The 22,591-nt window shown below is 48.2% G+C and carries 23 protein-coding genes; 22 read left to right on the top strand and 1 reads right to left on the bottom strand.

The window, feature by feature from the left end:
• The 11 genes from alaS to nusB all read left to right on the top strand — a co-directional run bounded on the left by alaS (position 1) and on the right by nusB (position 9,776).
• On the top strand, positions 1-2,676 hold the full coding sequence (gene alaS, locus A1sIIB106_RS03650; RefSeq protein ID WP_095677383.1) for an alanine--tRNA ligase: 2,676 nt from the start codon (positions 1-3) through the stop codon (positions 2,674-2,676).
• Positions 2,676-3,098, top strand: a complete 423-nt coding sequence (ruvX, locus tag A1sIIB106_RS03645; RefSeq protein WP_095677382.1) for a Holliday junction resolvase RuvX — start codon at positions 2,676-2,678, stop codon at positions 3,096-3,098. Before alaS ends, ruvX begins: the two co-directional genes overlap by 1 nt.
• Positions 3,085-4,137 (top strand): endolytic transglycosylase MltG, encoded by a 1,053-nt coding sequence (gene mltG, locus A1sIIB106_RS03640; RefSeq protein WP_095677381.1) that lies wholly within the window; start codon positions 3,085-3,087, stop codon positions 4,135-4,137. Before ruvX ends, mltG begins: the two co-directional genes overlap by 14 nt.
• A gap of 7 nt (positions 4,138-4,144) precedes the next feature.
• Positions 4,145-4,972 carry a shikimate dehydrogenase family protein gene (locus tag A1sIIB106_RS03635; RefSeq protein WP_095677380.1) on the top strand — a complete coding sequence of 276 codons (828 nt, stop codon included), beginning with the start codon at positions 4,145-4,147 and terminating at the stop codon, positions 4,970-4,972.
• 56 nt (positions 4,973-5,028) lie between these two features.
• Entirely contained in the window at positions 5,029-5,427 is a 399-nt protein-coding gene (locus tag A1sIIB106_RS03630; RefSeq protein ID WP_095677379.1) for a prepilin peptidase, read from the top strand.
• 25 nt (positions 5,428-5,452) lie between these two features.
• Positions 5,453-6,634, top strand: coding sequence for a chorismate synthase (gene aroC, locus A1sIIB106_RS03625; RefSeq protein ID WP_223299461.1), 1,182 nt, complete (start codon positions 5,453-5,455; stop codon positions 6,632-6,634).
• Between the two features lie 5 nt (positions 6,635-6,639).
• Positions 6,640-7,188, top strand: coding sequence for a shikimate kinase (locus A1sIIB106_RS03620; RefSeq protein WP_095677377.1), 549 nt, complete (start codon positions 6,640-6,642; stop codon positions 7,186-7,188).
• Entirely contained in the window at positions 7,188-8,243 is a 1,056-nt protein-coding gene (gene aroB, locus A1sIIB106_RS03615) for a 3-dehydroquinate synthase (protein ID WP_095677376.1), read from the top strand. The genes A1sIIB106_RS03620 and aroB overlap by 1 nt, the downstream gene beginning before the upstream one ends.
• Complete coding sequence (aroQ, locus tag A1sIIB106_RS03610; RefSeq protein ID WP_095677375.1) at positions 8,240-8,671, top strand: type II 3-dehydroquinate dehydratase; 432 nt, start codon at positions 8,240-8,242, stop codon at positions 8,669-8,671. The genes aroB and aroQ overlap by 4 nt, the downstream gene beginning before the upstream one ends.
• Positions 8,672-8,793: 122 nt before the next feature.
• Positions 8,794-9,354 (top strand): elongation factor P, encoded by a 561-nt coding sequence (gene efp / locus A1sIIB106_RS03605; RefSeq protein WP_095677374.1) that lies wholly within the window; start codon positions 8,794-8,796, stop codon positions 9,352-9,354.
• Positions 9,354-9,776 carry a transcription antitermination factor NusB gene (nusB, locus tag A1sIIB106_RS03600; protein ID WP_095677373.1) on the top strand — a complete coding sequence of 141 codons (423 nt, stop codon included), beginning with the start codon at positions 9,354-9,356 and terminating at the stop codon, positions 9,774-9,776. The genes efp and nusB overlap by 1 nt, the downstream gene beginning before the upstream one ends.
• Here nusB and A1sIIB106_RS03595 read toward each other — a convergent pair.
• Positions 9,773-10,288, bottom strand: a complete 516-nt coding sequence (locus A1sIIB106_RS03595; protein ID WP_125932739.1) for a hypothetical protein — start codon at positions 10,286-10,288, stop codon at positions 9,773-9,775. The genes nusB and A1sIIB106_RS03595 overlap by 4 nt on opposite strands.
• Before the next feature lie 126 nt (positions 10,289-10,414).
• Here A1sIIB106_RS03595 and pyrR point away from each other — a divergent pair, with 126 nt between their 5' ends.
• From pyrR to coaBC, 11 genes are all read left to right on the top strand, one after another.
• Complete coding sequence (pyrR, locus tag A1sIIB106_RS03590) at positions 10,415-10,948, top strand: bifunctional pyr operon transcriptional regulator/uracil phosphoribosyltransferase PyrR (RefSeq protein WP_095677371.1); 534 nt, start codon at positions 10,415-10,417, stop codon at positions 10,946-10,948.
• Positions 10,945-11,916 carry an aspartate carbamoyltransferase catalytic subunit gene (locus A1sIIB106_RS03585; RefSeq protein ID WP_095677370.1) on the top strand — a complete coding sequence of 324 codons (972 nt, stop codon included), beginning with the start codon at positions 10,945-10,947 and terminating at the stop codon, positions 11,914-11,916. Before pyrR ends, A1sIIB106_RS03585 begins: the two co-directional genes overlap by 4 nt.
• Positions 11,916-13,268 (top strand): dihydroorotase, encoded by a 1,353-nt coding sequence (locus A1sIIB106_RS03580; RefSeq protein WP_095677369.1) that lies wholly within the window; start codon positions 11,916-11,918, stop codon positions 13,266-13,268. Before A1sIIB106_RS03585 ends, A1sIIB106_RS03580 begins: the two co-directional genes overlap by 1 nt.
• Entirely contained in the window at positions 13,265-14,392 is a 1,128-nt protein-coding gene (gene carA / locus A1sIIB106_RS03575; RefSeq protein ID WP_095677368.1) for a glutamine-hydrolyzing carbamoyl-phosphate synthase small subunit, read from the top strand. Before A1sIIB106_RS03580 ends, carA begins: the two co-directional genes overlap by 4 nt.
• Positions 14,392-17,658, top strand: coding sequence for a carbamoyl-phosphate synthase large subunit (gene carB, locus A1sIIB106_RS03570; protein WP_095677367.1), 3,267 nt, complete (start codon positions 14,392-14,394; stop codon positions 17,656-17,658). The genes carA and carB overlap by 1 nt, the downstream gene beginning before the upstream one ends.
• Positions 17,658-18,506, top strand: coding sequence for a dihydroorotate dehydrogenase electron transfer subunit (locus A1sIIB106_RS03565; protein WP_095677366.1), 849 nt, complete (start codon positions 17,658-17,660; stop codon positions 18,504-18,506). Before carB ends, A1sIIB106_RS03565 begins: the two co-directional genes overlap by 1 nt.
• Positions 18,503-19,456: a dihydroorotate dehydrogenase gene (locus A1sIIB106_RS03560; RefSeq protein ID WP_095677859.1), complete on the top strand. Its 954-nt coding sequence runs from the start codon at positions 18,503-18,505 to the stop codon at positions 19,454-19,456. The genes A1sIIB106_RS03565 and A1sIIB106_RS03560 overlap by 4 nt, the downstream gene beginning before the upstream one ends.
• Positions 19,453-20,157 (top strand): orotidine-5'-phosphate decarboxylase, encoded by a 705-nt coding sequence (gene pyrF / locus A1sIIB106_RS03555; protein ID WP_095677365.1) that lies wholly within the window; start codon positions 19,453-19,455, stop codon positions 20,155-20,157. Before A1sIIB106_RS03560 ends, pyrF begins: the two co-directional genes overlap by 4 nt.
• Before the next feature lie 10 nt (positions 20,158-20,167).
• The gene (gmk, locus tag A1sIIB106_RS03550; RefSeq protein WP_095671815.1) at positions 20,168-21,046 is read left to right on the top strand and encodes a guanylate kinase; all 879 of its coding nucleotides are present in this window, start codon (positions 20,168-20,170) and stop codon (positions 21,044-21,046) included.
• 74 nt (positions 21,047-21,120) lie between these two features.
• Entirely contained in the window at positions 21,121-21,369 is a 249-nt protein-coding gene (gene rpoZ / locus A1sIIB106_RS03545; RefSeq protein WP_095671129.1) for a DNA-directed RNA polymerase subunit omega, read from the top strand.
• A gap of 24 nt (positions 21,370-21,393) precedes the next feature.
• Positions 21,394-22,590, top strand: a complete 1,197-nt coding sequence (gene coaBC / locus A1sIIB106_RS03540; RefSeq protein WP_095677364.1) for a bifunctional phosphopantothenoylcysteine decarboxylase/phosphopantothenate--cysteine ligase CoaBC — start codon at positions 21,394-21,396, stop codon at positions 22,588-22,590.
• Position 22,591: the final 1 nt, after the last annotated feature.

Below are 22,591 nucleotides of genomic sequence, written 5' to 3'. Positions count from 1 at the left end.
GTGGAATCCGCCGAGATACGTTCACGCTGGCTGCGCTTTTTTGAAAGCGGTAACCGCGAAGGTTTAACTCACACCGTTGTTCCATCAGCATCTTTAATTGCCGATGATCCAAATCTCTTACTTGTAAATGCAGGAATGGTTCCATTTAAGCCCTATTTTCTCGGCGAGGTAACTCCTCCCTTTAAGCGTGCAACCTCGGTCCAAAAATGTGTACGTACTCTAGATATCGATGAAGTTGGAAAGACAACTCGCCATGCATCTTTTTTCCAGATGTGTGGAAACTTCTCATTTGGTGATTATTTCAAAGAGGGTGCGATCGCCCTTGCTTGGGATCTTTTAACCCGGCCGATTTCAGATGGTGGTTATGGTTTTCCTGAAGATAAATTGTGGGTAACCGTTTATCTAACCGATGATGAAGCTGCCGATATCTGGCATAAAAAGATCGGCATACCTAAAGAGCGAATTCAACGCCGCGATATGGCAGATAACTTCTGGTCGATGGGAGTTCCAGGGCCTTGCGGACCATGTTCAGAGATTTACTTCGACCGCGGTCCTGCCTACGGAAAAGATGGCGGCCCAATCGCGGATGAAAATCGTTACTTAGAAATTTGGAACCTTGTTTTCATGCAGAATGAACGCGGAGCCGGTGGCGGTAAAGATAGTTATCCAATTTTGGGCGAGCTTCCTGCAAAGAGCATTGATACGGGCCTTGGGCTAGAACGCACAGCTGCGCTATTGCAAGGCGTAGAAAATATCTACGAAATTGACACGACCATGCAGATTTTGAATAAAGCGATGGAGCTAACGGGTGTCAAATACGGCTCATCTGAGAAATCTGATGTTGCACTTCGTGTTATTGCTGACCATGCTCGAACATCTGCGATGTTGATTGGCGATGGAGTAACTCCTGGCAATGAAGGTCGTGGCTATGTCCTGCGTCGCATGATGCGTCGCACAATTAGAAATATGCGCTTGTTGGGTACCAATGATCCGATCATGTCTGAGCTCACCGTTGCAGCCATCGGCGCAATGGGGCCGCAGTATCCAGAGCTAGTTACAGATAAGAAACGAATCTTGTCGGTTTCAGTCTCAGAGGAAGAGTCATTCCTGCAGACGCTAAAGAGCGGAACCCAGATCTTTGATATGGCTTCAACTGAACTAAAGAAGTTTAAGAAATCGGTACTGCCTGGCGAAGAAGTCTTTAAATTGCACGACACTTATGGATTCCCTTTTGATCTCACTCTTGAAATGGCGCGCGAAGAAGGCTTAGAAGTTGATGAGGCTGGTTTCACACGCCTAATGAAAGAACAACGTGATCGCGCTAAGGCCGACGCTAAGGCGAAGAAGAGCGGCCACACTGATCTGAGTGAGTACAAGAAGATCGCCGACAGTAAGGGCGCATCAGAATTCCTCGGTTATACAAAGACCGAGACTGAATCTCAAGTCAGTGGAATTTTGGTTGACGGCATATCCGTAACATCTGCGCAATCGGGAAGCGATGTCGAGATAGTTCTAGATCGCACCCCCTTCTACGCTGAAGGCGGTGGACAGTTAGCCGATGGTGGACGTATTGTCTTAAGTAATGGCGCAGTTATTGAAATTGAAGATGTGCAAGCACCTGTTACCGGATTATCTGTTCATCGCGGTCGAGTTATATCGGGTGAAGTTGGAGTAGGGGATAAGGGTCTAGCGACAATCGATCAAGAGCGTCGAGATGGAATCTCTCGCGCACACACTGCAACTCATATGGTCCATAAAGCATTCCGTGAAATATTAGGGGAGACTGCAACTCAAGCAGGATCGGAGAACTCACCAGGACGTTTTCGTTTCGACTTCCCTTCAACAGGTGCGGTCTCTGAAGGCGTACTAAATGATGTTGAAGCGCGCGTAAATACGCTTCTATTGGATAACCTTGAAGTAAGCGCGGAAGTAATGTCGCAAGATGAAGCGAAGAAGTTAGGCGCGATGGCGCTCTTCGGTGAAAAATATGGAGATCGCGTTCGAGTAGTTTCCGTTGGAGATTGGGCCCGCGAACTCTGCGGAGGAACACATGTTCAGCGCTCTGGGCAATTAGGTGTTGTAAAGCTGTTAAGTGAATCCTCAATCGGTGCTGGTGTACGTCGCGTCGAAGCCCTAGTTGGCGTGGATGCTTATCGCTTTCTAGCGCGCGAACATATCTTGCTCAATTCGTTAACATCGCTGATCAAAGGCTCGCGTGCAGAGGAACTTCCGGAACGAATTTCAGAACTTCTGGCTAAGTTTAAAGAGATCGAGAAAGAGCTAGCGCAGGTTAGATCCGCTGCGGCAATGGCTGATATTTCAAAGTTCGCTGCGGGTGCAAAGAAGATTGGTGGCGCAACGTTGATTGCTAATCGGATTCCAGATGGCATAGCGGTTGATGATCTTCGCAAGATTGCACTTGAACTTCGCAATCGTGAATCCGATAGCGTCGTAGCCTTAGTAAGTGTCGTTGATGGAAAACCCGTTCTAGTCGTTGCTGCAAGCGATGCCGCTCGGGCACGTGGAGTAAAAGCAGGTGCACTGGTCAAGATCGGTTCAACCGTTCTGGGCGGTGGCGGCGGCGGCAAAGATGATTTCGCACAAGGTGGCGGAACTGATGTTTCTGCGATTGATAAAGCGCTGCAAGCGATTGAACTCGCAATAAGCGGGAAGTAATGGCAAGGCTAGGCCGGAGGATCGCATTTGATTATGGCGATGTCCGTATCGGTGTAGCAATCTGTGATCCTGATGGTTTATTGGCGACGCCGTTAGAAGTTCTACAGAGTAAAGACCCCAATTTGTTAGTCAAAATCAACGAACTTGTTCAAGAATATGAGCCAGTTAAGTTTTATGTGGGAGAGCCGAAGCAACTTAGCGGCGCTGATTCACTTTCAGCGGAGAAAGCTTTGAAGTTTGCCGAAAGCCTGAGCGCCAAGTTCGACATTGAGATATCAATGGTTGATGAGCGTTTATCTACCGTTTCTGCAAGTCGACAGTTACGAGATGCCGGAATCGATGCCAAAAACGCAAAGACCCTGATTGATTGTGCTGCCGCAGTTGCGATTCTTGAACAAGGGTTGGCACTTGAAAAAAGATAGAAAAGCGCTTATTCGCGTTGCTCTAGCTCTCGCATTTGTATGCGTCTTTACTGGGGGAGTTCACGAACTTCGCAAGACGTCAGCGGCTACTGATTTCGCTTGCTCCGACGGAACAGCCGTAACAAAAGTGATAACGGAGGCAGATATTGCGATAGAGATCGGCGCAGGTGCGACTGGATCTGATATTGCGGCTCAACTTTTTGAGAAAGGCGTCGTTAAATCATCAAGGGCTTTCTTCGGTGTGGCAGTTGGAGATGCTCGTGCCGCCAAAATTGCACCAGGTTTACACATGATCTCGCCCGAACTTTGCGCAAAGGATGCCCTCGAGCAACTTCTAGAAAGCAAGCGAATCGCGGGGCTAATCAATATCGTTGAAGGTGAATGGAACTCTGAAGTCTTTGAAGATATGGTTAAAGCTGGATACTCACGTTCTGAGATAAAAGAAGCCCTCGCTCAATTGAAGTTGCCGGCGGGGTTCAAATCACTTGAAGGACTTCTCTTTCCTGCGCAGTACTCATTTGCCAAGGGAACGACTGCATCCGTTGCAATTGCAACTATGGTCGAGCGGGCTCAGACTGAAATGAAGAGCGCTGGGATTTCAGAAGCTCCAGGAAAATTCAACGCGCAAGAACTTTTAACAATCGCTTCGATTATTCAGGCTGAAGGCGGTCTGGCCGATTTCACAAAAGTATCGCGAGTTATTCGAAATCGCTTAGAGAAGGGAATGCCTCTGCAGATGGATTCAACAATTCATTATGTGCAGAAGTTGCGGGGCAATATCTTCTTGAGCACTAAATCGACTTTGTTGAATTCGCCATATAACACCTATAGAAAATATGGCCTTCCTCCTGGTCCGATAGGAAACCCGGGTAAGCAAGCCTTGTTGGCTGCCGTAAATCCTGAACCGGGGGACTGGATTTACTTCATCACCGTTGCACCAAATGACACTAGATTTACCTCATCATTTGAAGAGTTTGGCTTATGGAAAGTTGAGTATAAGAAAAATTTACGAGCTGGGCAATTTGAGAGTAAGGAGTGATTAGGACATGTCAGATAAGAGTTTAAAAGCTGCCGTACTTGGCTTTCCAATTGCGCACTCTCTCTCGCCCGTATTGCATACCAAAGCCTTCGATTTGCTTGGTATCGCAGGAAGCTATGAAGCCATTGAAGTAGCAAGTGGCGGCTTGGCTGATTTTCTAAAAAGCCAAGGCGCAAACTATGACTACCTCTCGCTGACTATGCCTTTAAAGGAAGAAGTATTGGTTATCGCCGAAAGTTCGGAAATTGAAGTTGACGCACTTGCGCTGCAGATTCAATCGGTAAATACGCTGATTCGAAATGGTTCGGGTTGGAGTGCGACCAGTACAGACGGCTCAGGATTTGTTAAAGCACTTGCCAATGCTGGATACGATCATTTCAATTCGGTTTTGATATTAGGAGCCGGTGGAACCGCTCGAGCAGTTGCGGGAGCCCTCGATGAGATCGCAGACAGCGTCGCAATTATGGGAAGAAGCGTTAGGCGAAATGTTGGAATAGCGGCTTGCTTTAGAAAATTAGCGCCGGAGTTTATTGCTTGGGATGATCAAATTGATCTTCGCAATTTCGATCTAGTAGTAAACACAACTCCTTCAGGTGCGGCGGATTTAGTTGCCGATAATATTCCTTCTAAGGTCGAAGGCCTGCTCTTCGATGTTCTCTATAAACCTTGGCCGACTCTGATTGCACGACGTTGGTCTGATGGTGGGGGAAAGGTGATCAGCGGTCTAGAGCTACTTCTCTATCAGGGTATCGACCAGATCAACGCTGTTTATCCATTTGGACAAAAGATTATCGATAGCGAGCTTAGACTGGCGCTAACCAACGCATCGAAGTAATTCACAGATTCTGCGAAAGATGTAAATTCGGGTTATATAGCCATTAGCGTCGCGCTGTGTTTGCACTCCTTCTCATCTCATCGCTCTATATCTCGATCGTCGATATCACTACCCATAAGGTTAGAAATCGAACTCTGATCTTCACCGCTTCGATTTTTGCTGCAACCACATTGGTAACTAAGGGGCAGATTCATCTCGCTAGTTCACTAGCCATTTTCTCAATTGGTTTTATTGCGATGTTCTTTGGTTTGGGCGCTGGCGATGTGAAGTTAGCGGCCCTGCTCGCTCTATTCTTTCTGCCTTTGGAAATATCGAGATGGAGTGATTTCATCGAGGGCTTTATCTTGGGAGGGGTGTTACTTCTGATTGGACATCTCATTTCAAGGAGATCGTTAGCCGATCCAATAGCGTTGGCGCCAGCAATCTGCGCCGCTTTTATATGGTGCGCGAGATGACGCGCTTATCTGACACAATATGCGAGTGCGTTGGTTAACAGCAGGTGAATCTCATGGCCCGGCCCTCTCGGCGATTATTGAGGGCATTCCGGCAAGTGTTGAGATTTCATCTAAAGATATTGATTTTCATTTAGCTAGACGTCGTTTAGGTTTTGGTCGCGGTGCTAGACAGAATTTCGAGGCCGATAAAATTTCGATCCTTGGTGGAATCCGTCTTGGCTTAACACAAGGTGGTCCAATTTCAATTCAGGTTGGAAACTCAGAATGGCCAAAATGGGAAAAGGTTATGTCGGCTGATCCGATTCCTGATGAGGAAATCAAAGACTTGGCTCGAAACGCACCGCTGACTAGACCACGTCCAGGACATGCAGATTTAGTTGGAATGCAGAAGTACGACTTAGATGACGCGCGACCAATTCTCGAACGTGCCAGCGCGCGCGAAACTGCAGCTCGGGTTGCACTTGGTGCAGTTGCTCGAGCATTTCTGGAACAGAGCGTCGGAGTCACAATATTGAGCCACGTTGTCTCTATCGGTTCGGTAAGAATTCCTGACGGTACAAAACTTCCAGAGAAAACAGATATGGCGAGAATTGATCAAGATCAAGTCAGATGTGCAGATCCTGCAACTAGCGTCAAAATGATCGCGGAGATTGAAGCTGCACACTCGGATGGAGACACACTTGGTGGCGTTTGTGAAGTTCTTGCTTACAACTTGCCGCCCGGTCTTGGTTCACATGTTCATTGGGATCGCCGCTTAGATGCACGCTTGGCTGGAGCCATGATGGGAATTCAAGCAATCAAAGGTGTGGAAATCGGTGATGGTTTCCAAACGGCTACTCGTCGAGGTTCAGTTGCCCATGATGAAATTGAGCGCGGTTCAGATGGATTAATAAAGCGACGCACCGATCGCGCCGGTGGTACCGAAGGCGGTATGTCTAATGGTGAGATCCTTCGCGTTAGCGTTGCAATGAAACCGATTTCAACTGTGCCAAAGGCGTTGGACACCATCGATGTTAAGACTGGTGAGGCTGCAAAAGCTATTAATCAACGATCAGATGTTTGTGCTGTTCCTGCTGCGGGAGTCGTTGCAGAAGCGATGGCAGCGCTTGTTCTGGCAGAGGCGGTCCTCGAAAAATTTGGCGGCGATAATGTAAGTGAAACCCGTCGCAACTTCGAAAACTATATGAGCAACCTACGTTTTAAGTAGGCGATATGAGCGATTCTAGAAAGCAGAACTACATCCTCATCGGCCCGCCGGGTTCAGGAAAGAGCACAATTGGTAGAGCGCTATCAAAGGCCCTTAGTTTCAAGTTATCTGACACTGATGCTTTGATTGAATCTGAAGTGGGTACTTCCATTTCGCAGATCTTTATTGATAAAGGCGAGCCTTGGTTCCGTGAAGTTGAAGCACGAATTGTGGCGCGCGAGATAGCTCAACTCTCTGGAGTGCTTTCTCTGGGCGGTGGTGCACCTTTATCTGAGATTGCGCAGAAGGCGATCAAAGAATCTGGTGCTAACGTTGTTTATCTAGATATCTCGTTATCAGCAGCTGCCCCTCGCGTGGGATTTAATCGTGATCGTCCGTTACTGCTCAGCAATCCGCGAGCGGCATGGCAAGAGTTAATGGAGAAACGCCGTCCAACTTATCTTTCTTTAGCTACCCAAGTAGTCCTAGTAGATAACCTAACTCCTAGAGAAATCGTCGACGAGATCATCACGGGCAAGAAGAGCGTTAAAACGGCAACGGATGGAGTTAAGTAATGAGCGAGATAATGGTGAGATCTGAACGCGATTACAGCGTTCTAATTTCCCAATCTTGGAGAAGCTCGTTGTCCGAGAGCGTGCAAGGTCGATCTCGTGTTGCACTTATAGTTTCAGAATCGTTAACTTCGAGAGTTCAGGGCTTAGATCTGGGCAGCGTAGAGATTTTTACCTTTGCAATACCTGATGGCGAAGCTGGTAAATCATCCATCACCTTGCTCAAGATTTGGGATTGGCTCGGTGCGGCCGGATTTACACGAAGTGATTTAATTGTTGGAATTGGCGGGGGAGCAGTTACCGACTTTGCAGGTTTTGCCGCGGCCAGTTGGCTGCGTGGCCTTGATTGGATCGCAATTCCGACGACAGTTGCTGGAGCAGTTGATGCTGCAATCGGTGGCAAAACTGCGATCAATAGCGATTACGGAAAGAATTTAATTGGAGCATTTCACAGTCCGATCAAGGTGATTATTGATCTTGATTGGTTTATCACTCTCTCCGATCGTGATTTCGCAGCGGGCTTAGCAGAGGTAGTTAAATGTGGTTTTATCGCTGACGGGAAAATCTTGGATCTCTTGCGAGGAAAGAAAACCTCCGAGATCCGAAAAGATCTATCGCTCGTAAAGGAGTTAGTAGAACGCTCAGTAAAGGTTAAGGGCGAGGTTGTATCGCAGGACTTTAAAGAGAGCTTTGCACGTGAGGCGTTGAATTATGGCCACACCTTAGGCCACGCAGTTGAACTTGATTGCGGATTTACCTTGCGCCACGGCGAGTGTGTTTCAATTGGGTTGGCCTTCATGGCTAATCTCCAATTGGATTTAGGGTTAATCGGTAAAGAGTTAGCATCAGACCATTTGCAGATATTGCAAGATTTAGATTTACCGATTAAATACAAGCGCGAAAGTTGGCCTAAGTTGCTGGCTCATATGGCAGTTGATAAAAAGTCCCGCGGAAATAGCCTGCGATTCGTTACTATTAGCGAGATCGGTAAGACAGACAGGCTAGAAAACCCTGATCCTAAAACGCTTTACGCCGCATACGAAAAGGTGAGTTCATGAACGTATTGGTAATCAACGGCCCAAATCTTGCGCGTTTAGATATCAGAGATTCTGCAATCTATGGCGATATGACTTACCCTCAGTTGATCGCCCACATAGAAAACGCTGCACAGTCGCAAGGTTTTAAAGCGGAAGTACGCCAAAGTGATGATGAAGCCACAATTATTGGCTGGTTACACGAGGCGGCAGATAAGGAGTTGCCGGTCATAATCAATCCAGCGGCCTATACACATTATTCATATGCAATACGCGACGCGGTTGAATTGGTGAAATCTCCAGTGATTGAAGTTCACCTCTCAAATCCATTGGCTCGCGAGGAATTCCGTCATACTTCAGTAATTTCAGGAGTAGCCAACGGAACCATCGGGGGATTTGGTCCGAACTCATATGTACTTGCACTGATCGCGCTGAAGGCGTTGCTAGCCTAAAAGTTCAGGTAAACTTAACTATTCGCCTTCGAGGATCGAAGGCCAACCGCACTAGATCAAAGGCTCTTTGGTTCGCTGATGGTTGAAATTTATACGTCAACGGACGTGAACTGGAGTTTCTTGTGGCAACAACAAATGATCTCAAAAATGGTATGACTTTAGATATTGAAGGCCAGCTATGGACGGTCGTTGAGTTTCAGCATGTGAAGCCAGGCAAAGGTCCAGCTTTTGTTCGTACAAAGTTAAAGCAAGTTCTGACCGGCAAGGTTGTCGATAAGACCTTTAATGCTGGCGTCAAAGTCGAAGTTGCTATTCTTGAAAAGCGCGAGATGAACTTCCTTTACAAAGAGGGCGAAGATTTCGTCTTTATGGATAACAAGACTTTCGATCAGATGAATATCTCAGCTGCAATCGTCGGAGATGCTGCTAATTACATGCTCGAGAATACTGAAGCGATAGTTGCTATCAATGAGAACAACCCGCTCTACATCGAACTCCCAGCATCGGTTGTACTTACCGTTACCTACACTGAGCCAGGTCTACAGGGCGATCGCTCTTCGGGTGGAACAAAGCCTGCAACGGTTGAAACTGGAATCGAGATTCAGGTCCCACTTTTCATTAAGCAGGATGAGAAGGTATTGGTAGATACTCGCGATGGGTCATACCAAGGTCGCGCTAACTAGTGTCAGCCCGCAGTAAAGCGCGTAAACAGAGTCTGGATATTCTCTTTGAGGCAGATATCCGCGGAACTCTGCCGCTTGATATTTTGGCATCTCGAGATGTTACCGAGGAAGGCCCAGATGCCCGTCCGATTCGTGAATACACCCGCGAGATAATTACTGGCGTTGCTGAGCACCGCCGAAAGATAGATGAGTTAATTGCTACCTACGCGCAAGGTTGGGATATGGATCGCTTGCCAGCGGTAGATCGAAACATTATGCGCCTTGCTCTCTTTGAAATTCTCTGGTTACCGAATTTAGATGATGCGATTGCAATAGATGAAGCGCTTTCGCTAGCTAAGGAACTTTCTACCGATGAATCTGCCGGATATATCCATGGAGTTTTGGGTCGTATCGCCTCTCTTAAAGATGGCCTCGCCCTTTAGTTTCTAGGCGCTTTAATAATTAGATGGAAGCGCTCTAAGAGTTCTTGAACTGCTGCGCGAGGCGCCGAAAGTACGAGCGTGAGCGTGTCTAAATCGCCGGAACGTAGCGTTAATATTTCTCCATTCCAATCGCGACGCCTGGCGCAGATAGCGCTAACGAAAGCGTTAATCTTGCTGATCTCATTTTCCTTCACCGCTAAAGAGATCTCACGCAATTTTCTAAGGTCAAAGATCAACTGGCGATCGCTTCCTCGCTCGGGATTTTTCGATTCTTCAATTAATTCAGAAAGAGGGATAGCGAATAGGTTCGCAATCTCAATCGTGCGCGCCAAAGAAATGGCCCGTGATCCTCGCTCGTAAGAACCCATCACAACAGCTTTGATCCTCCCATTTGAAAGTCTTTCGATATCTTGTAGCGTCAGAGATCGCGCTTTCCGCTGCGCGCGGATGCGTGCGCTGATGGTCGTGGTCGTAGGCTGAGTGAATGCTGTGGCGGAGGTTATCTGGCTCATGCGCGCAAAGGTAGATCACCCATGAGTTTGGCCTTCGTGGCTGTCCACAGGGTTATTGAATTTCGGTGTAACATCAGCCAACATCCTTTAACGACCCGTCCTGCGAGGCGGGGAAGGAGATTTACGATGAGCCTTGCCCTGCCTGCGCCAGATATAACGCGCGCGCTAACCCGCATCTCCCATGAAATCCTAGAACGCAACTCAGGTTCTGAATCAATCACACTTCTTGGAATTCCAACGCGCGGTGCACATTTAGCTAAGAGGATCGCCGACATTATTGAAGCGATCGAGAGCGTTCCAGTTCAAGTCGGAACTTTAGATATCACCTTGCATCGAGACGATCTTCGGATGAGACCGCCGCGCGCCTTAATGCCAACCTTGATTCCGCCGCTAGGCGTCGAAGGACGAAACGTTGTTCTCATCGATGATGTTCTCTTCTCTGGCAGAACGATTCGAGCTGCACTCGATGCTCTCGGTGAAATCGGACGCCCAAAGAGCGTGCAGTTGGCAGTTTTAGTAGATCGTGGCCATCGCGAACTTCCGATCCGTGCAGATTTCGTGGGCAAGAACCTGCCAACATCTATAGATCAGAGCGTTGTAGTTCATCTAACCGAACTCGATGGCGCTGATGAGGTCTTGATTGAAGGTGGCGCGAAGTGAAGCACCTACTTTCTATAAATGATTTGAGTAAGTCTGAGTCGATTGCAATTTTGGATACGGCCCAAGAGTTGGCTCGAGTGAGTGATGGACCGATGAAGAAACTTCCTACTCTTCGCGGAAGAACAATCGTAAATCTTTTCGCCGAAGATTCCACTAGAACTCGAATCTCATTTGAAGCTGCAGCAAAGAGGCTATCTGCCGATGTAATCAACTTCTCGGCCAAGGGTTCGAGTATCAGTAAGGGTGAATCGTTAAAGGACACGGCGCAGACGCTGCAGGCGATGGGCGCAGATGCTGTCATCATCCGTCATGGCGCATCGGGTGCTGCGCAACGTTTAGCAGATTCAAAATGGATGTCTGGTGCGGTGATAAATGCAGGAGATGGAACCCACGAGCATCCAAGCCAGGCTCTGCTAGATGCTTTCACCATCCGCAAACATTTAGCGAAATCAGGTGAGGATCTCACCGGCATAAAAGTGGTGATCGTTGGAGATGTTCTGCATTCACGAGTTGCACGTTCTAATGTTTTACTACTTGCCAAACTTGGTGCGGATGTAACGTTGGTAGCGCCACCTACTTTGCTACCAGTAGGTGTTGAAAGTTGGCCATGCAAGATTTCCTATGACTTTGATGCAGCGCTGGTTGGCGCGGATGCGGTTATGATGCTTCGCATTCAACTCGAACGTATGTCTGAAATGTTCTTTCCTAATGCCCGCGAGTATTCAAGATACTTTGGTCTAAATGGTGATCGCGTTAAGAGTCTTAAACCAACAACTCTGGTTATGCACCCAGGTCCGATGAATCGTGGCTTAGAAATCACCGCAGATGCTGCAGATGGTGCTCGGTCTGTGATTGTTGAGCAGGTATCCAACGGTGTCAGCGTGAGAATGGCGATTTTATATATGCTGTTAGCTGGTGCTCCTGAAGGTGAAATTATCGGAATTAACAGAGAGGTAGGTGCTTTGTAGTGAGCGCATCGAATTCAAACTATCTCCTTTCAGGGTTAACTCTTCCAGATGGAACAACTAGTGACATTCAGATTGCAGATGGAGTTATCACCGCAGTTGGAAAATCTCTTCCTAAGCAATCTGCTGACCAAGTTATTGACTTCAAGGGTTCGGTAGTGCTTCCTGGTTTAGTTGACCTTCATACACATTTGCGAGAACCAGGTAAGGAAGATGCTGAAACAGTTTTATCTGGTTCGATGGCAGCGGCAAAAGGTGGTTTCGTTGCGATATCTGCGATGGCCAATACCTCACCAGTTGCTGATACTGCAGGAGTCGTGGAACAGGTTTATGCACTTGGCCAGAGCGCTGGCTTTGTCGATGTTTTTCCAATTGGCGCTGTCACGCAAGGCTTAAATGGACAAACGCTCTCTGAGATCGGCGCCATGGCGGACTCAAATGCGCGAGTTCGAGTATTTAGCGATGACGGTAATTGTGTTCATGATCCATTAGTTATGCGCCGGGCTCTGGAGTATGTAAAGAAATTTAATGGCGTGATCGCCCAACATGCGCAAGAGCCAGCGCTAACAATCGGTTCGCAGATGAATGAAGGAGTTAACTCTTCTCGCTTAGGTTTGAAGGGGTGGCCAGCAGTTGCCGAAGAAGCGATTATTGCCAGAGATGTCTTACTTGCAGATCATGTCCAATCAAGGCTACATATCTGCCACCTAACAACTGCTGGTGGCGTCGACATTATTCGATGGGCAAAAGCCCGCGGAATCAATGTGACCGCAGAAGTTACGCCTCATCACTTACTTCTGACCGATGACTATGCAAATAGTTATGATCCGATTTTTAAAGTTAACCCACCGCTACGTACCCAACGAGATGTAGAAGCGCTTCGTGAAGGTTTAGCAGATGGCACTATCGATATCGTCGCAACTGATCACGCACCACATCCAGCAGAAGCGAAAGAGTGCGAGTGGCAAGAAGCTGCATTTGGAATGCTGGGCTTGGAGAGCGCGCTCTCGATCGTTAACCAAACAATGGTTCAAACCGGCCTCTTAAATTGGGAGGGCGTGGCAGATCGTATGAGCCGCGCTCCTTCTCGCATCGCAGGTTATGAAAACCATGGTGGCAAGATAGAGGTTGGCGCACTCGCACATCTGACTGTGATTAACCCGACCCAGACTTACCGCGTGGATCGCGACCTAGTTGCCTCTCGAAGTCGCAATACTCCCTTCCATGGAATGGAACTCTCTGGAGTAATTCAGGGAACTTTCTTCCGAGGTATTCCGACCTATTTGGCTGGACAACTAACATCGATACATAGCAACGGTTCAAATTCAGAAGCGCAGGGAGGTAGCTCTAGATGAGTAAGGCCTACCTGGTTTTAGATGATGGACGGATCTTTGAAGGTAAATCTTGGGCCGCACCAGGAAGAACTTTCGGTGAAGCAGTTTTTCAAACTGGAATGACCGGTTACCAAGAGACTCTTACCGATCCTAGTTACCACCGACAGGTTGTGGTGATGACATCACCTCATATTGGAAATACTGGCGTTAACTCAACCGATAATGAATCAAAGAAGATTTGGGTAGCTGGTTTCGTTGTAAGGAATCCATCTACTTTAACTAGCAACTGGCGCAGTGAGAAAGTTCTGGAAGCAGAGTTAATCGATCAGAATATTGTAGGAATTCAGGGGATTGATACACGCGCTTTAACCCGCCATTTACGGGATCGCGGTGCGATGCGAGTTGGAATTTTCTCCGGTGAAGAGTTGAGTAAAGAAGAGATGGTTGTCGAAGTTCGTAAGACTTCTCAGATGAGCGGTGCTTACTTGAGCGAGGATGTCTCCACCAAAGAGACCTACATCGTCCCCGCAATTGGTGAAAAGAAATTTACCGTTGCAGCACTTGATCTCGGAATTAAGGGAGCAACCCCGCGCGCCCTTGCCCAACGTGGGGTAGAAGTCCATGTCATGCCTTACAACTCAACCCTTGAGCAGATCATGGCTATCTCACCGGACGGTGTTTTCTTATCCAATGGTCCAGGTGATCCCTCAACAATGAACGATGCAGTTGATCTAGTTAGAGATATTTTGCTGGAGCAGATACCGATCTTTGGAATTTGTTTTGGCCATCAAATTCTCGGCCGCGCACTTGGTTTTGAAACGTATAAATTGCAATTTGGTCACCGCGGTATCAATCAACCGGTAATTGATAAGCGAACCGGAAAGGTCGAAATCACTGCGCATAACCATGGATTCGCAATTAAAGCTCCGACAGAGGGAACCTTCAATACCGTATTTGGCGCCGGCGAAGTAACACACCTCGGCCTTAATGATGGAGTCGTTGAGGGTTTGCAACTACTAGAACGCGGTGCATTTAGCGTTCAGTATCACCCTGAAGCAGCAGCTGGCCCGCATGATGCTGCTTACTTATTTGATCGCTTCATTGAGTTAATGCTGCGCTATCCACGAGCAAAGGTGGCGATCTAATGCCGCGCGATACCTCAATCAAGAGCGTACTAGTAATTGGTTCCGGACCAATTGTTATTGGACAGGCCTGCGAATTTGATTATTCAGGAACTCAAGCTTGTCGCGTGCTGCGCGCCGAAGGTATCCGCGTTGTCCTAGTTAACTCGAATCCGGCAACGATCATGACCGATCCTGAGTTTGCCGATGCGACGTATATCGAACCAATCACCCCAGAATTTATCGAACGCATTATTGCTAAAGAACGCCCTGACGCTGTTCTTGCAACGCTCGGCGGACAAACAGCTCTTAATGCAGCAATCGGTCTTCATAAGGCCGGGACGCTGCAACGTTACGGTGCACAGTTAATCGGCGCCGATGTCGATGCGATTGAACGCGGTGAAAATCGTGAAATCTTCCGCACTATCGTTGAGAAAATTGGGGGAGAGTCGGCTAAGTCGATCATCTGTCACACGATGGAAGAGGTAATTGCAGGCGCTGCAATTCTCAATTATCCGGTTGTTGTACGTCCTTCTTTTACGATGGGTGGACTCGGATCTGGAATCGCATTCGAAGAGGAAAGTTTGCGGCAGATTGCAGGCGCTGGTCTTCGCCATAGCCCAACCACTGAAGTTCTCCTTGAAGAATCAATCCTTGGCTGGAAAGAGTACGAACTCGAAGTAATGCGCGATAAGTCAGATAACGTGGTTATCGTCTGTAGCATCGAGAATATCGACCCGATGGGCGTTCACACTGGTGATTCGATAACTGTGGCTCCAGCACTAACTCTGACAGATGTCGAGTTTCAAAAACTGCGTAATCTTTCGATAGATATTATTCGCGAAGTTGGCGTCGCAACTGGTGGTTGCAATATCCAATTCGCGGTTAATCCAGATAACGGTCGCATTATTGTGATTGAGATGAACCCACGCGTTTCAAGGTCAAGCGCTCTTGCATCTAAGGCAACAGGTTTTCCTATCGCCAAGATCGCAACTAAATTGGCGATTGGTTACACCCTCGATGAAATTAAAAATGACATAACCCAAGTTACGCCGGCTTCTTTTGAGCCAACCCTTGATTACATAGTCGTTAAAGCTCCTCGTTTTGCTTTTGAAAAATTTGCGGATGCCGACCCGCGACTAACTACGACGATGAAGAGCGTTGGCGAAGCGATGGCCATTGGTCGCTCTTTCCCAGAAGCTTTAATGAAAGCCTTACGATCCCTAGAACGTAAAGAAGCGATCTTCACATTCCCGAGTGATATTTCTAAGATCGATCTTCCACATCTGCTAAGGGCGATGGTTATTCCAACCGAATACCGTCTTCAGCAAGTGCAGCTCGCGCTTTGGGCGGGCGCTAAAATGGAGGATGTATTTGCTGCGACCAAGATTGATTGCTGGTTCTTACATCAACTACAACTGATTAATGAACGAGCACGTGAGATCGCACAGCCTGGCGAAATTAGCGAAGAGTTCTTACGTAGCGCTAAAGAGATGGGCTTCTCCGATCTCCAAATCGCGGCGCTGCGTGGCGTGACAGATGAAGATATTCGCAAGGCTCGTTACCACTTAGGCGTCAGACCGGTTTACAAGACTGTTGACACTTGTGCTGCTGAGTTTGAAGCTTTTACCCCGTATCACTATTCAAGTTATGAAGAAGAGACCGAAGTTCGACCACGCACCAAACCAGCGGTAATCATCTTAGGTAGCGGGCCCAACCGAATTGGCCAAGGAATTGAATTCGATTATTCATGCGTACACGCATCATTTACATTACGTGAAGCGGGCTTTGAAACTGTAATGATCAACTGCAATCCAGAGACAGTTTCGACTGATTACGACACATCAGATCGCCTGTACTTTGAACCTCTAACTTTGGAAGATGTTTTAGAGGTTGTTCATGCTGAAACGCTGGCCGGTCCTGTCCTTGGCGTGATTACTCAATTAGGCGGGCAGACTCCTCTTGGGCTAGCGGCAGGTTTAAAAGCGGCAGGCGTAACTATTCTTGGAACATCACCAGAGGCGATCAACTTGGCAGAAGAACGCGGCGCATTTGGTCAAGTTCTTGCAGAACAATCACTGCTTGCTCCAGAATTTGGAATGGCTGCTTCTCAACAAGAGGCTCAATCCATCGCTACACGTATCGGTTATCCAGTTCTTGTGCGCCCTTCATTTGTTCTAGGTGGCCGCGGTATGGAGATTGTTTACGACGATGCAGCGCTGGCGGGCTTCATCTCAAGGGCTACCGATATAACTCCAGATCACCCTGTCTTGGTAGACCGGTTCCTAGATAGCGCTATTGAATTAGATGTTGACGCCCTCTTTGACGGTGAAGAACTCTTCCTAGGTGGCATCATGGAACACATTGAGGAAGCGGGTATTCACTCGGGAGATAGCGCTTGTGTTTTACCTGCGATGACCATTACCCCTTCGCAGCAGAAGGCAATTCGCGAAGCAACGATAAAGATCGCACAAGGTGTTGGCGTACTCGGCTTAATTAATATTCAATTCGCTATGGCTGATGAGATTCTCTATGTACTCGAAGCCAATCCGCGCGCATCGCGCACAGTTCCTTTTGTCAGTAAAGCAACCGGCGTTGCGTTAGCGAAGGCGGCGGCGCGTATTTCGATGGGCACAAAGATTTCAGAGCTGCGAAGCGAAGGTCTGCTTCCAGCAAGTGGAGATGGAGTTGCCAAGGGAATATCTGTTAAAGAAGCGGTACTTCCATGGAACCGATTCCGTCGTACTGATGGTCGGGGAGTTGATGCAGTTCTCGGGCCAGAGATGCGCTCTACCGGCGAAGTTATGGGAATAGCTGAGACATTTGGCGAGAGTTATGCCAAGAGTCAAATCTCAGCATTTGGCCCTCTACCAAAAACAGGTTCGGTATTCGTTTCACTCGCGGATAAAGATAAGGAAGCAGGTCTTGCTCCGGCGCGCGCTCTTCTGCAACTGGGTTTCAAGCTGATTGCAACTGGCGGCACCGCCGATTTCTTTGCGGTTAATAACATTCTCGCCCAGAAGGTTCGTAAGAATTCTGAAGGAACAGGTCCACTTGGTGAAAAAACTATTGTTGAACTACTCAATAGCGGTGAGATTGATCTTGTTATCAATACGCCAGTTGGTCGCGGAACGAGAGCCGACGGTTGGGCGATACGCACGGCAGCAGTTCAAAGATCTATTCCATGCATCACAACAACGGCAGGATTTAGCGCCGCTGTCGAGGGAATTAAGGCGTTGCAACGCGGTGAATTATCGGTATTGCCGATCCAAGAGTGGTTAAAGAAATAATGACGTCTATAAATCGTGGTGCGACACACGCATTCGCAACAGTGCTATCAAATAAACGCGTCGGTCAATACCATCAGATACTCCTCGGTGTTGGCGACCTAGTAAAAGTTTGTAAACCGGGAAACTTTGTAGCGATCAAGGTTGGCGGAGACAGTTCACGAATGATTCTTCGTCGCGCATTCGCAATTTCACGCGTTGCAGAAAGCACTTCATTTGGTGGAACGATGGAGTTAATTGCAGCTCCTCACGGTAGCGGTTCTCAATGGTTATGTTCCCAACCAGAAGGTTCTGAAATAGATATTGTCGCGCCACTTGGAACCGCCTTCGGCATTCCTACATCTCCTGTCAACGCGCTCCTAGTTGGCGGTGGTTATGGGTCAGCGCCGCTCTTCGGGCTTGCAGAAGTTTTGAAATCTCGTGGCTGCAAGGTGGATATGTTGCTAGGTGCATCTACCGGAGGAAAGATTTACGCACCGATGGAGGGCAAGCGTTCGGTTAACTCGCTAAAGATTTATACCGAAGATGGAACCATGGGTCAGACGGGAAGAGTTACCGAGCCAATCGTTGATTTGATAAAGGCTGGCAGCGTTGACGTCATTTATTCATGTGGCCCTATGGGAATGCTATCTGCCATATCTAAACTCACCGAAGGAACCGATGTTGTTCATCAGTGCGCGGTTGAAGAAGCGATGGCTTGTGGCATTGGTATTTGCATGACCTGTGTCTTGCCGGTAAAGGGCAGCGATGGACAAGTTTCCATGTTGCGTTCTTGTATTGATGGTCCGGTAATGGATGGCGCTGACGTGCAATGGCACTTGGTTGGACAGACTCCGCAGGTGCAGGAATGACCTTAATTAATGGAGAAAACTTCGACTTTTCGACAACTCTTGGAAATGCTTATTTCGCGTCGCCTATTTTTACCGCGAGTGGTTGTGCCAGTTCAGGTAAAGAATTGGCCCAGTTCTTTCCACTAAACCAGATCGGTGCGGTCGTAACGAAGTCGGTCATGAATAAACCGCGTCACGGGCGACCAACGCCGCGTATGGCCGAGACTCCTTCAGGAATGCTTAACTCAATCGGTTTACAAGGTCCAGGAATTGATGCTTTTCTTGCCAATGACGTTCCATGGCTCGTTGAAGAAAAGGCGCGAGTGATTGTTTCGATCGCGGGAGAAACAATTGAAGAGTATGCAACCTTGGCGCGCAAGGTTCGCTCAGTTGCAGGGATCAGCGCTTTGGAAGTAAATATCTCTTGTCCAAATGTTGAAAATCGCGGTTTAGTCTTTGCCTGCGATCCGGAAGCTTCACGCCGCGTTATCGACGGTGTGCGCAGAATTATTGGGGGAGACCTTCCGATCATCGCAAAGCTATCTCCAGATGTAACTGACCTTCCATCGATTGCAGCAGGAGTTATTGAATCCGGAGCGGATGCACTTGCTTTGATCAACACCGTTCTTGGAATGGTTATCAACGTTGACTCCATGCGTCCGCACCTCGGTGGAAAAACAGGCGGTCTATCTGGTCCAGCGATTCGTCCAGTGGCGGTCCGCGCTATTTATCAGGTACATCAAGCGCTGCCGAACGTTCCAATTCTAGGAATGGGTGGCGTAACAACCGGGCGCGATGCCTTTGAACTAATCCTTGCTGGTGCATCTGGAGTTTCCGTAGGAACAGCAAGTTTTGGAAATCCACATGCGCTTATTGATATTCAAAACCAGTTGCAACAGATTTTGATAGATAAGGGTTTTAAATCTTTGAAATCTGCCATCGGGTACGCACACAGAACGGATGTGCCATGAAAGCCCCGATAATTCTGGCGGTTGATACCTCTGATTTCGATACTGCTCTAGCGTGGATCGATAACACTAAGGAATCGGTATCGGTCTATAAGTTGGGGCTCGAGTTCTATCTAAACTTCGGTAGTTCTGGGGTTGCGCGAATTATCGAAGAGACTGGCGCCGAGATCTTTCTCGATCTCAAATTGCACGATATTCCTCACACTGTTGCAGGGGCAGCGAAGGCGATCGCTCACTTATCGCCTAAGTTTTTAACGGTCCATGCAAGCGGTGGACGCGAGATGGTTAAAGCTGCAGCGGCTGCAGTTCCGCAGGTTAGCGTTACCGCAGTAACCATTTTGACTTCTCTATCTGAAGAAGATCTTTTCGAAGTAGGTTTTGCAAGTCCGGCCTTAGAAAGCGCGGTCGCCTTAGCAAAGATGGCAGTGTCAGCTGGAGCAAAGTCTTTGGTTTGTTCACCGCTTGAGACAGCAGCGATTCGCAGTGCAGTGGGCACAGAGCCAATAATTATTACGCCTGGGGTGCGTCCACTTACCGAAGTTGGCTCAGACGATCAGAAGCGAACAATGACTCCGGCAGATGCTATTGCGCAAGGTGCAAATTATGTTGTGATTGGTCGTCCAATAACTTCAGCCTGGAGCCAAGGTCCACAGGCGTTGCGCGGTAAAGCCGCGGCGATTGCTAGTGAAATTCTCAGTAACTAGACTTTCACATATGCCAACGCCTCCACAGTTAACTCCCGCACAGAGATCAGCGGCGCTGGCCAAATCGACTGCGGCTCGTCAGGTGAGAGCGGCGATCAAAGCGCGAGTAAAGGCAGGCGAACTTTCTCTCTCTGCAATTCTGACCCTTGCAGTAAATGATGAAGCGATCGCCAAGATGCGTGTAGCCGAACTTCTCGAATCTTTCGCAGGTGTTGGCAAGGTTCGCGCTCTAGCAATACTAGAGAAGTTGAATATTTCCCCAACTAGAAGAATTCAAGGATTGGGAGTTTCACAGCGCGAGAACTTATTGAAAGAATTTCCTGATCGTGTAGCAGCTGCACAACGCGGCAAACTTCTGGTTCTCTCTGGGCCTGGGGGAGTCGGAAAGAGCACTGTCGCAAAGGTTTTACGAGAGTCCGGAGAATTCTGGGTTAGCATCTCCGCAACTACAAGAACTGCTCGCCACAACGAAGTAGATGGCGTGGACTACTTCTTCTACACCGATGAAGAATTTGATAACGCAGTTAAAAGTGCGCTCTTCTTAGAATGGGCAAACTTTGCGGGCGCTCGTTACGGAACTCCTCGCAAGCCGGTTGAAGATGCACTCCGCGATGGAAAGAGCGTTCTTCTTGAAATTGAAATTGCTGGCGCCAAGCAAGTTAAAGAACGTGCCCCTGAAGCGGTACTTGTATTTCTCGAGCCGCCATCATGGGAAGAGTTAGTTTCACGGTTAGAAGGACGCGGTACTGATTCACCAGAGCGACGGGCGGCGCGTTTAGAGTTGGCGCAAGAAGAGCTAGCCCAGGCTGGTTTTTTCGATATTTCCTTGGTAAATGAGCGAGTAGAAGAGGTCGTCGCTCACCTGATATCATTGGTGACTCAACGCTAGGGCTTCTGTTATTTAACAGTTTTCCGAACAAATTACTTTTAGAAGCAGTTAGCAATTATTACTGGAGGCTCAAAATGGACGGCATCACTAATCCACCAATCGACGAACTTCTCGAGAAGAGCGGTTCTAAGTACAGCCTCGTTCTATATGCGGCAAAGCGTGCACGTCAGATCAACGCTTACTATTCACAACTCGGAGAAGGCTTACTTGAATATGTTGGTCCGCTAGTTGAGACCCACGTTCACGAGAAGCCTCTCTCAATCGCGCTACGCGAAATCAACGAAGGTCTCTTGACCATCGAAAACCTCGAGCCAACTGCTTAATTAACCTTTAATTAGGTTTAAGTCATGGCGCGCGCTCGAGAAGTAATTCTCGGAGTTGGCGGAGGCATCGCTGCCTATAAATCTTGCGATCTCCTTCGTCGTCTGCAGGATCGCGGCTATCTCGTAACTGTTGTTCCAACTCCATCAAGCCTTAACTTCGTTGGTGCAGCTACCTGGGAAGCGCTCTCTGGCAGACCGGTCACTACGCAGGTTTGGGAACGCGTTGATGAAGTTCGCCATATCTCACTTGCCAAAGATGCGGATTGCGCAATCATCGCTCCAGCTACCGCTGACCTCATCGCGCGCATCGCAGCTGGTCGAGCGGACGATCTATTAACAAATCTAATACTCGCAATCGATGTACCAATTCTGGTCGTGCCCGCCATGCATCCGCAGATGTGGCTAGATCCCGCCACTGTCGCAAATGTAGCAACCCTTAGATCGCGCGGATTTAAAGTTATGGAGCCTGAGGTAGGTCGACTTACTGGCGATGACATCGGTCCGGGTAGATTTCCGGAAACAGCAGCAATCATTGAAAAATTTGAAGAAGCAATCGGCGCAAAGAAGGATTACTTAGGTCGCAAAGTTCTGGTTACCGCTGGTGGAACTCGTGAGTCGATCGATCCGGTTCGCTATATCGGAAACCGTTCCAGTGGCCGACAAGGCGCGGCAGTTGCTAACGCTGCGCTTAATCGTGGCGCTGAAGTTACTTTGATTATGGCTAATTCACAGTTAACTGAAGAAGAGTCTCGAACTCTGCAGGGTGTGCGAGTTATACCTGTTGAAACCGCTATTGAAATGCACCAATTTTTGGAAGAAGAATTTCCAAAGACAGATGTATTGGTCATGAGCGCCGCGGTTGCAGATGCTAGACCTTCGCAGTATTCCGAAGGCAAGATAAAGAAGGGCGATCTGCAACAGATCGAGTTATCAGAGAATCCAGATCTACTGAAATCAATCGCTCGCCTAAGGGATAAACAGATAGTTGTTGCCTTTGCCGCAGAGACATCGCTGAATATTGAGATCGCTAAAGCAAAGTTAGTGGCTAAAGGCGCTAATATTCTCTATCTCAACGATGTTTCAGAAGGCGCCATATTCGGCGCTACTGAGACTCAAGGAATTGTTTTAACGAGCAATGGCGCTCAAATTGAAGTACCAACTTCAAGCAAGGACTCGCTGGCCGAACTTCTCCTCGACCAAGCCCTTATTCAGTTAGGTTAAG

The sequence above is a fragment of the Candidatus Planktophila lacus genome (assembly GCF_002288325.1).
Lineage (GTDB): Bacteria > Actinomycetota > Actinomycetes > Nanopelagicales > Nanopelagicaceae > Planktophila > Planktophila lacus.
Note: the sequence above shows the minus strand (reverse complement) of the source record. Positions and strands in the feature narration are given on the sequence as shown.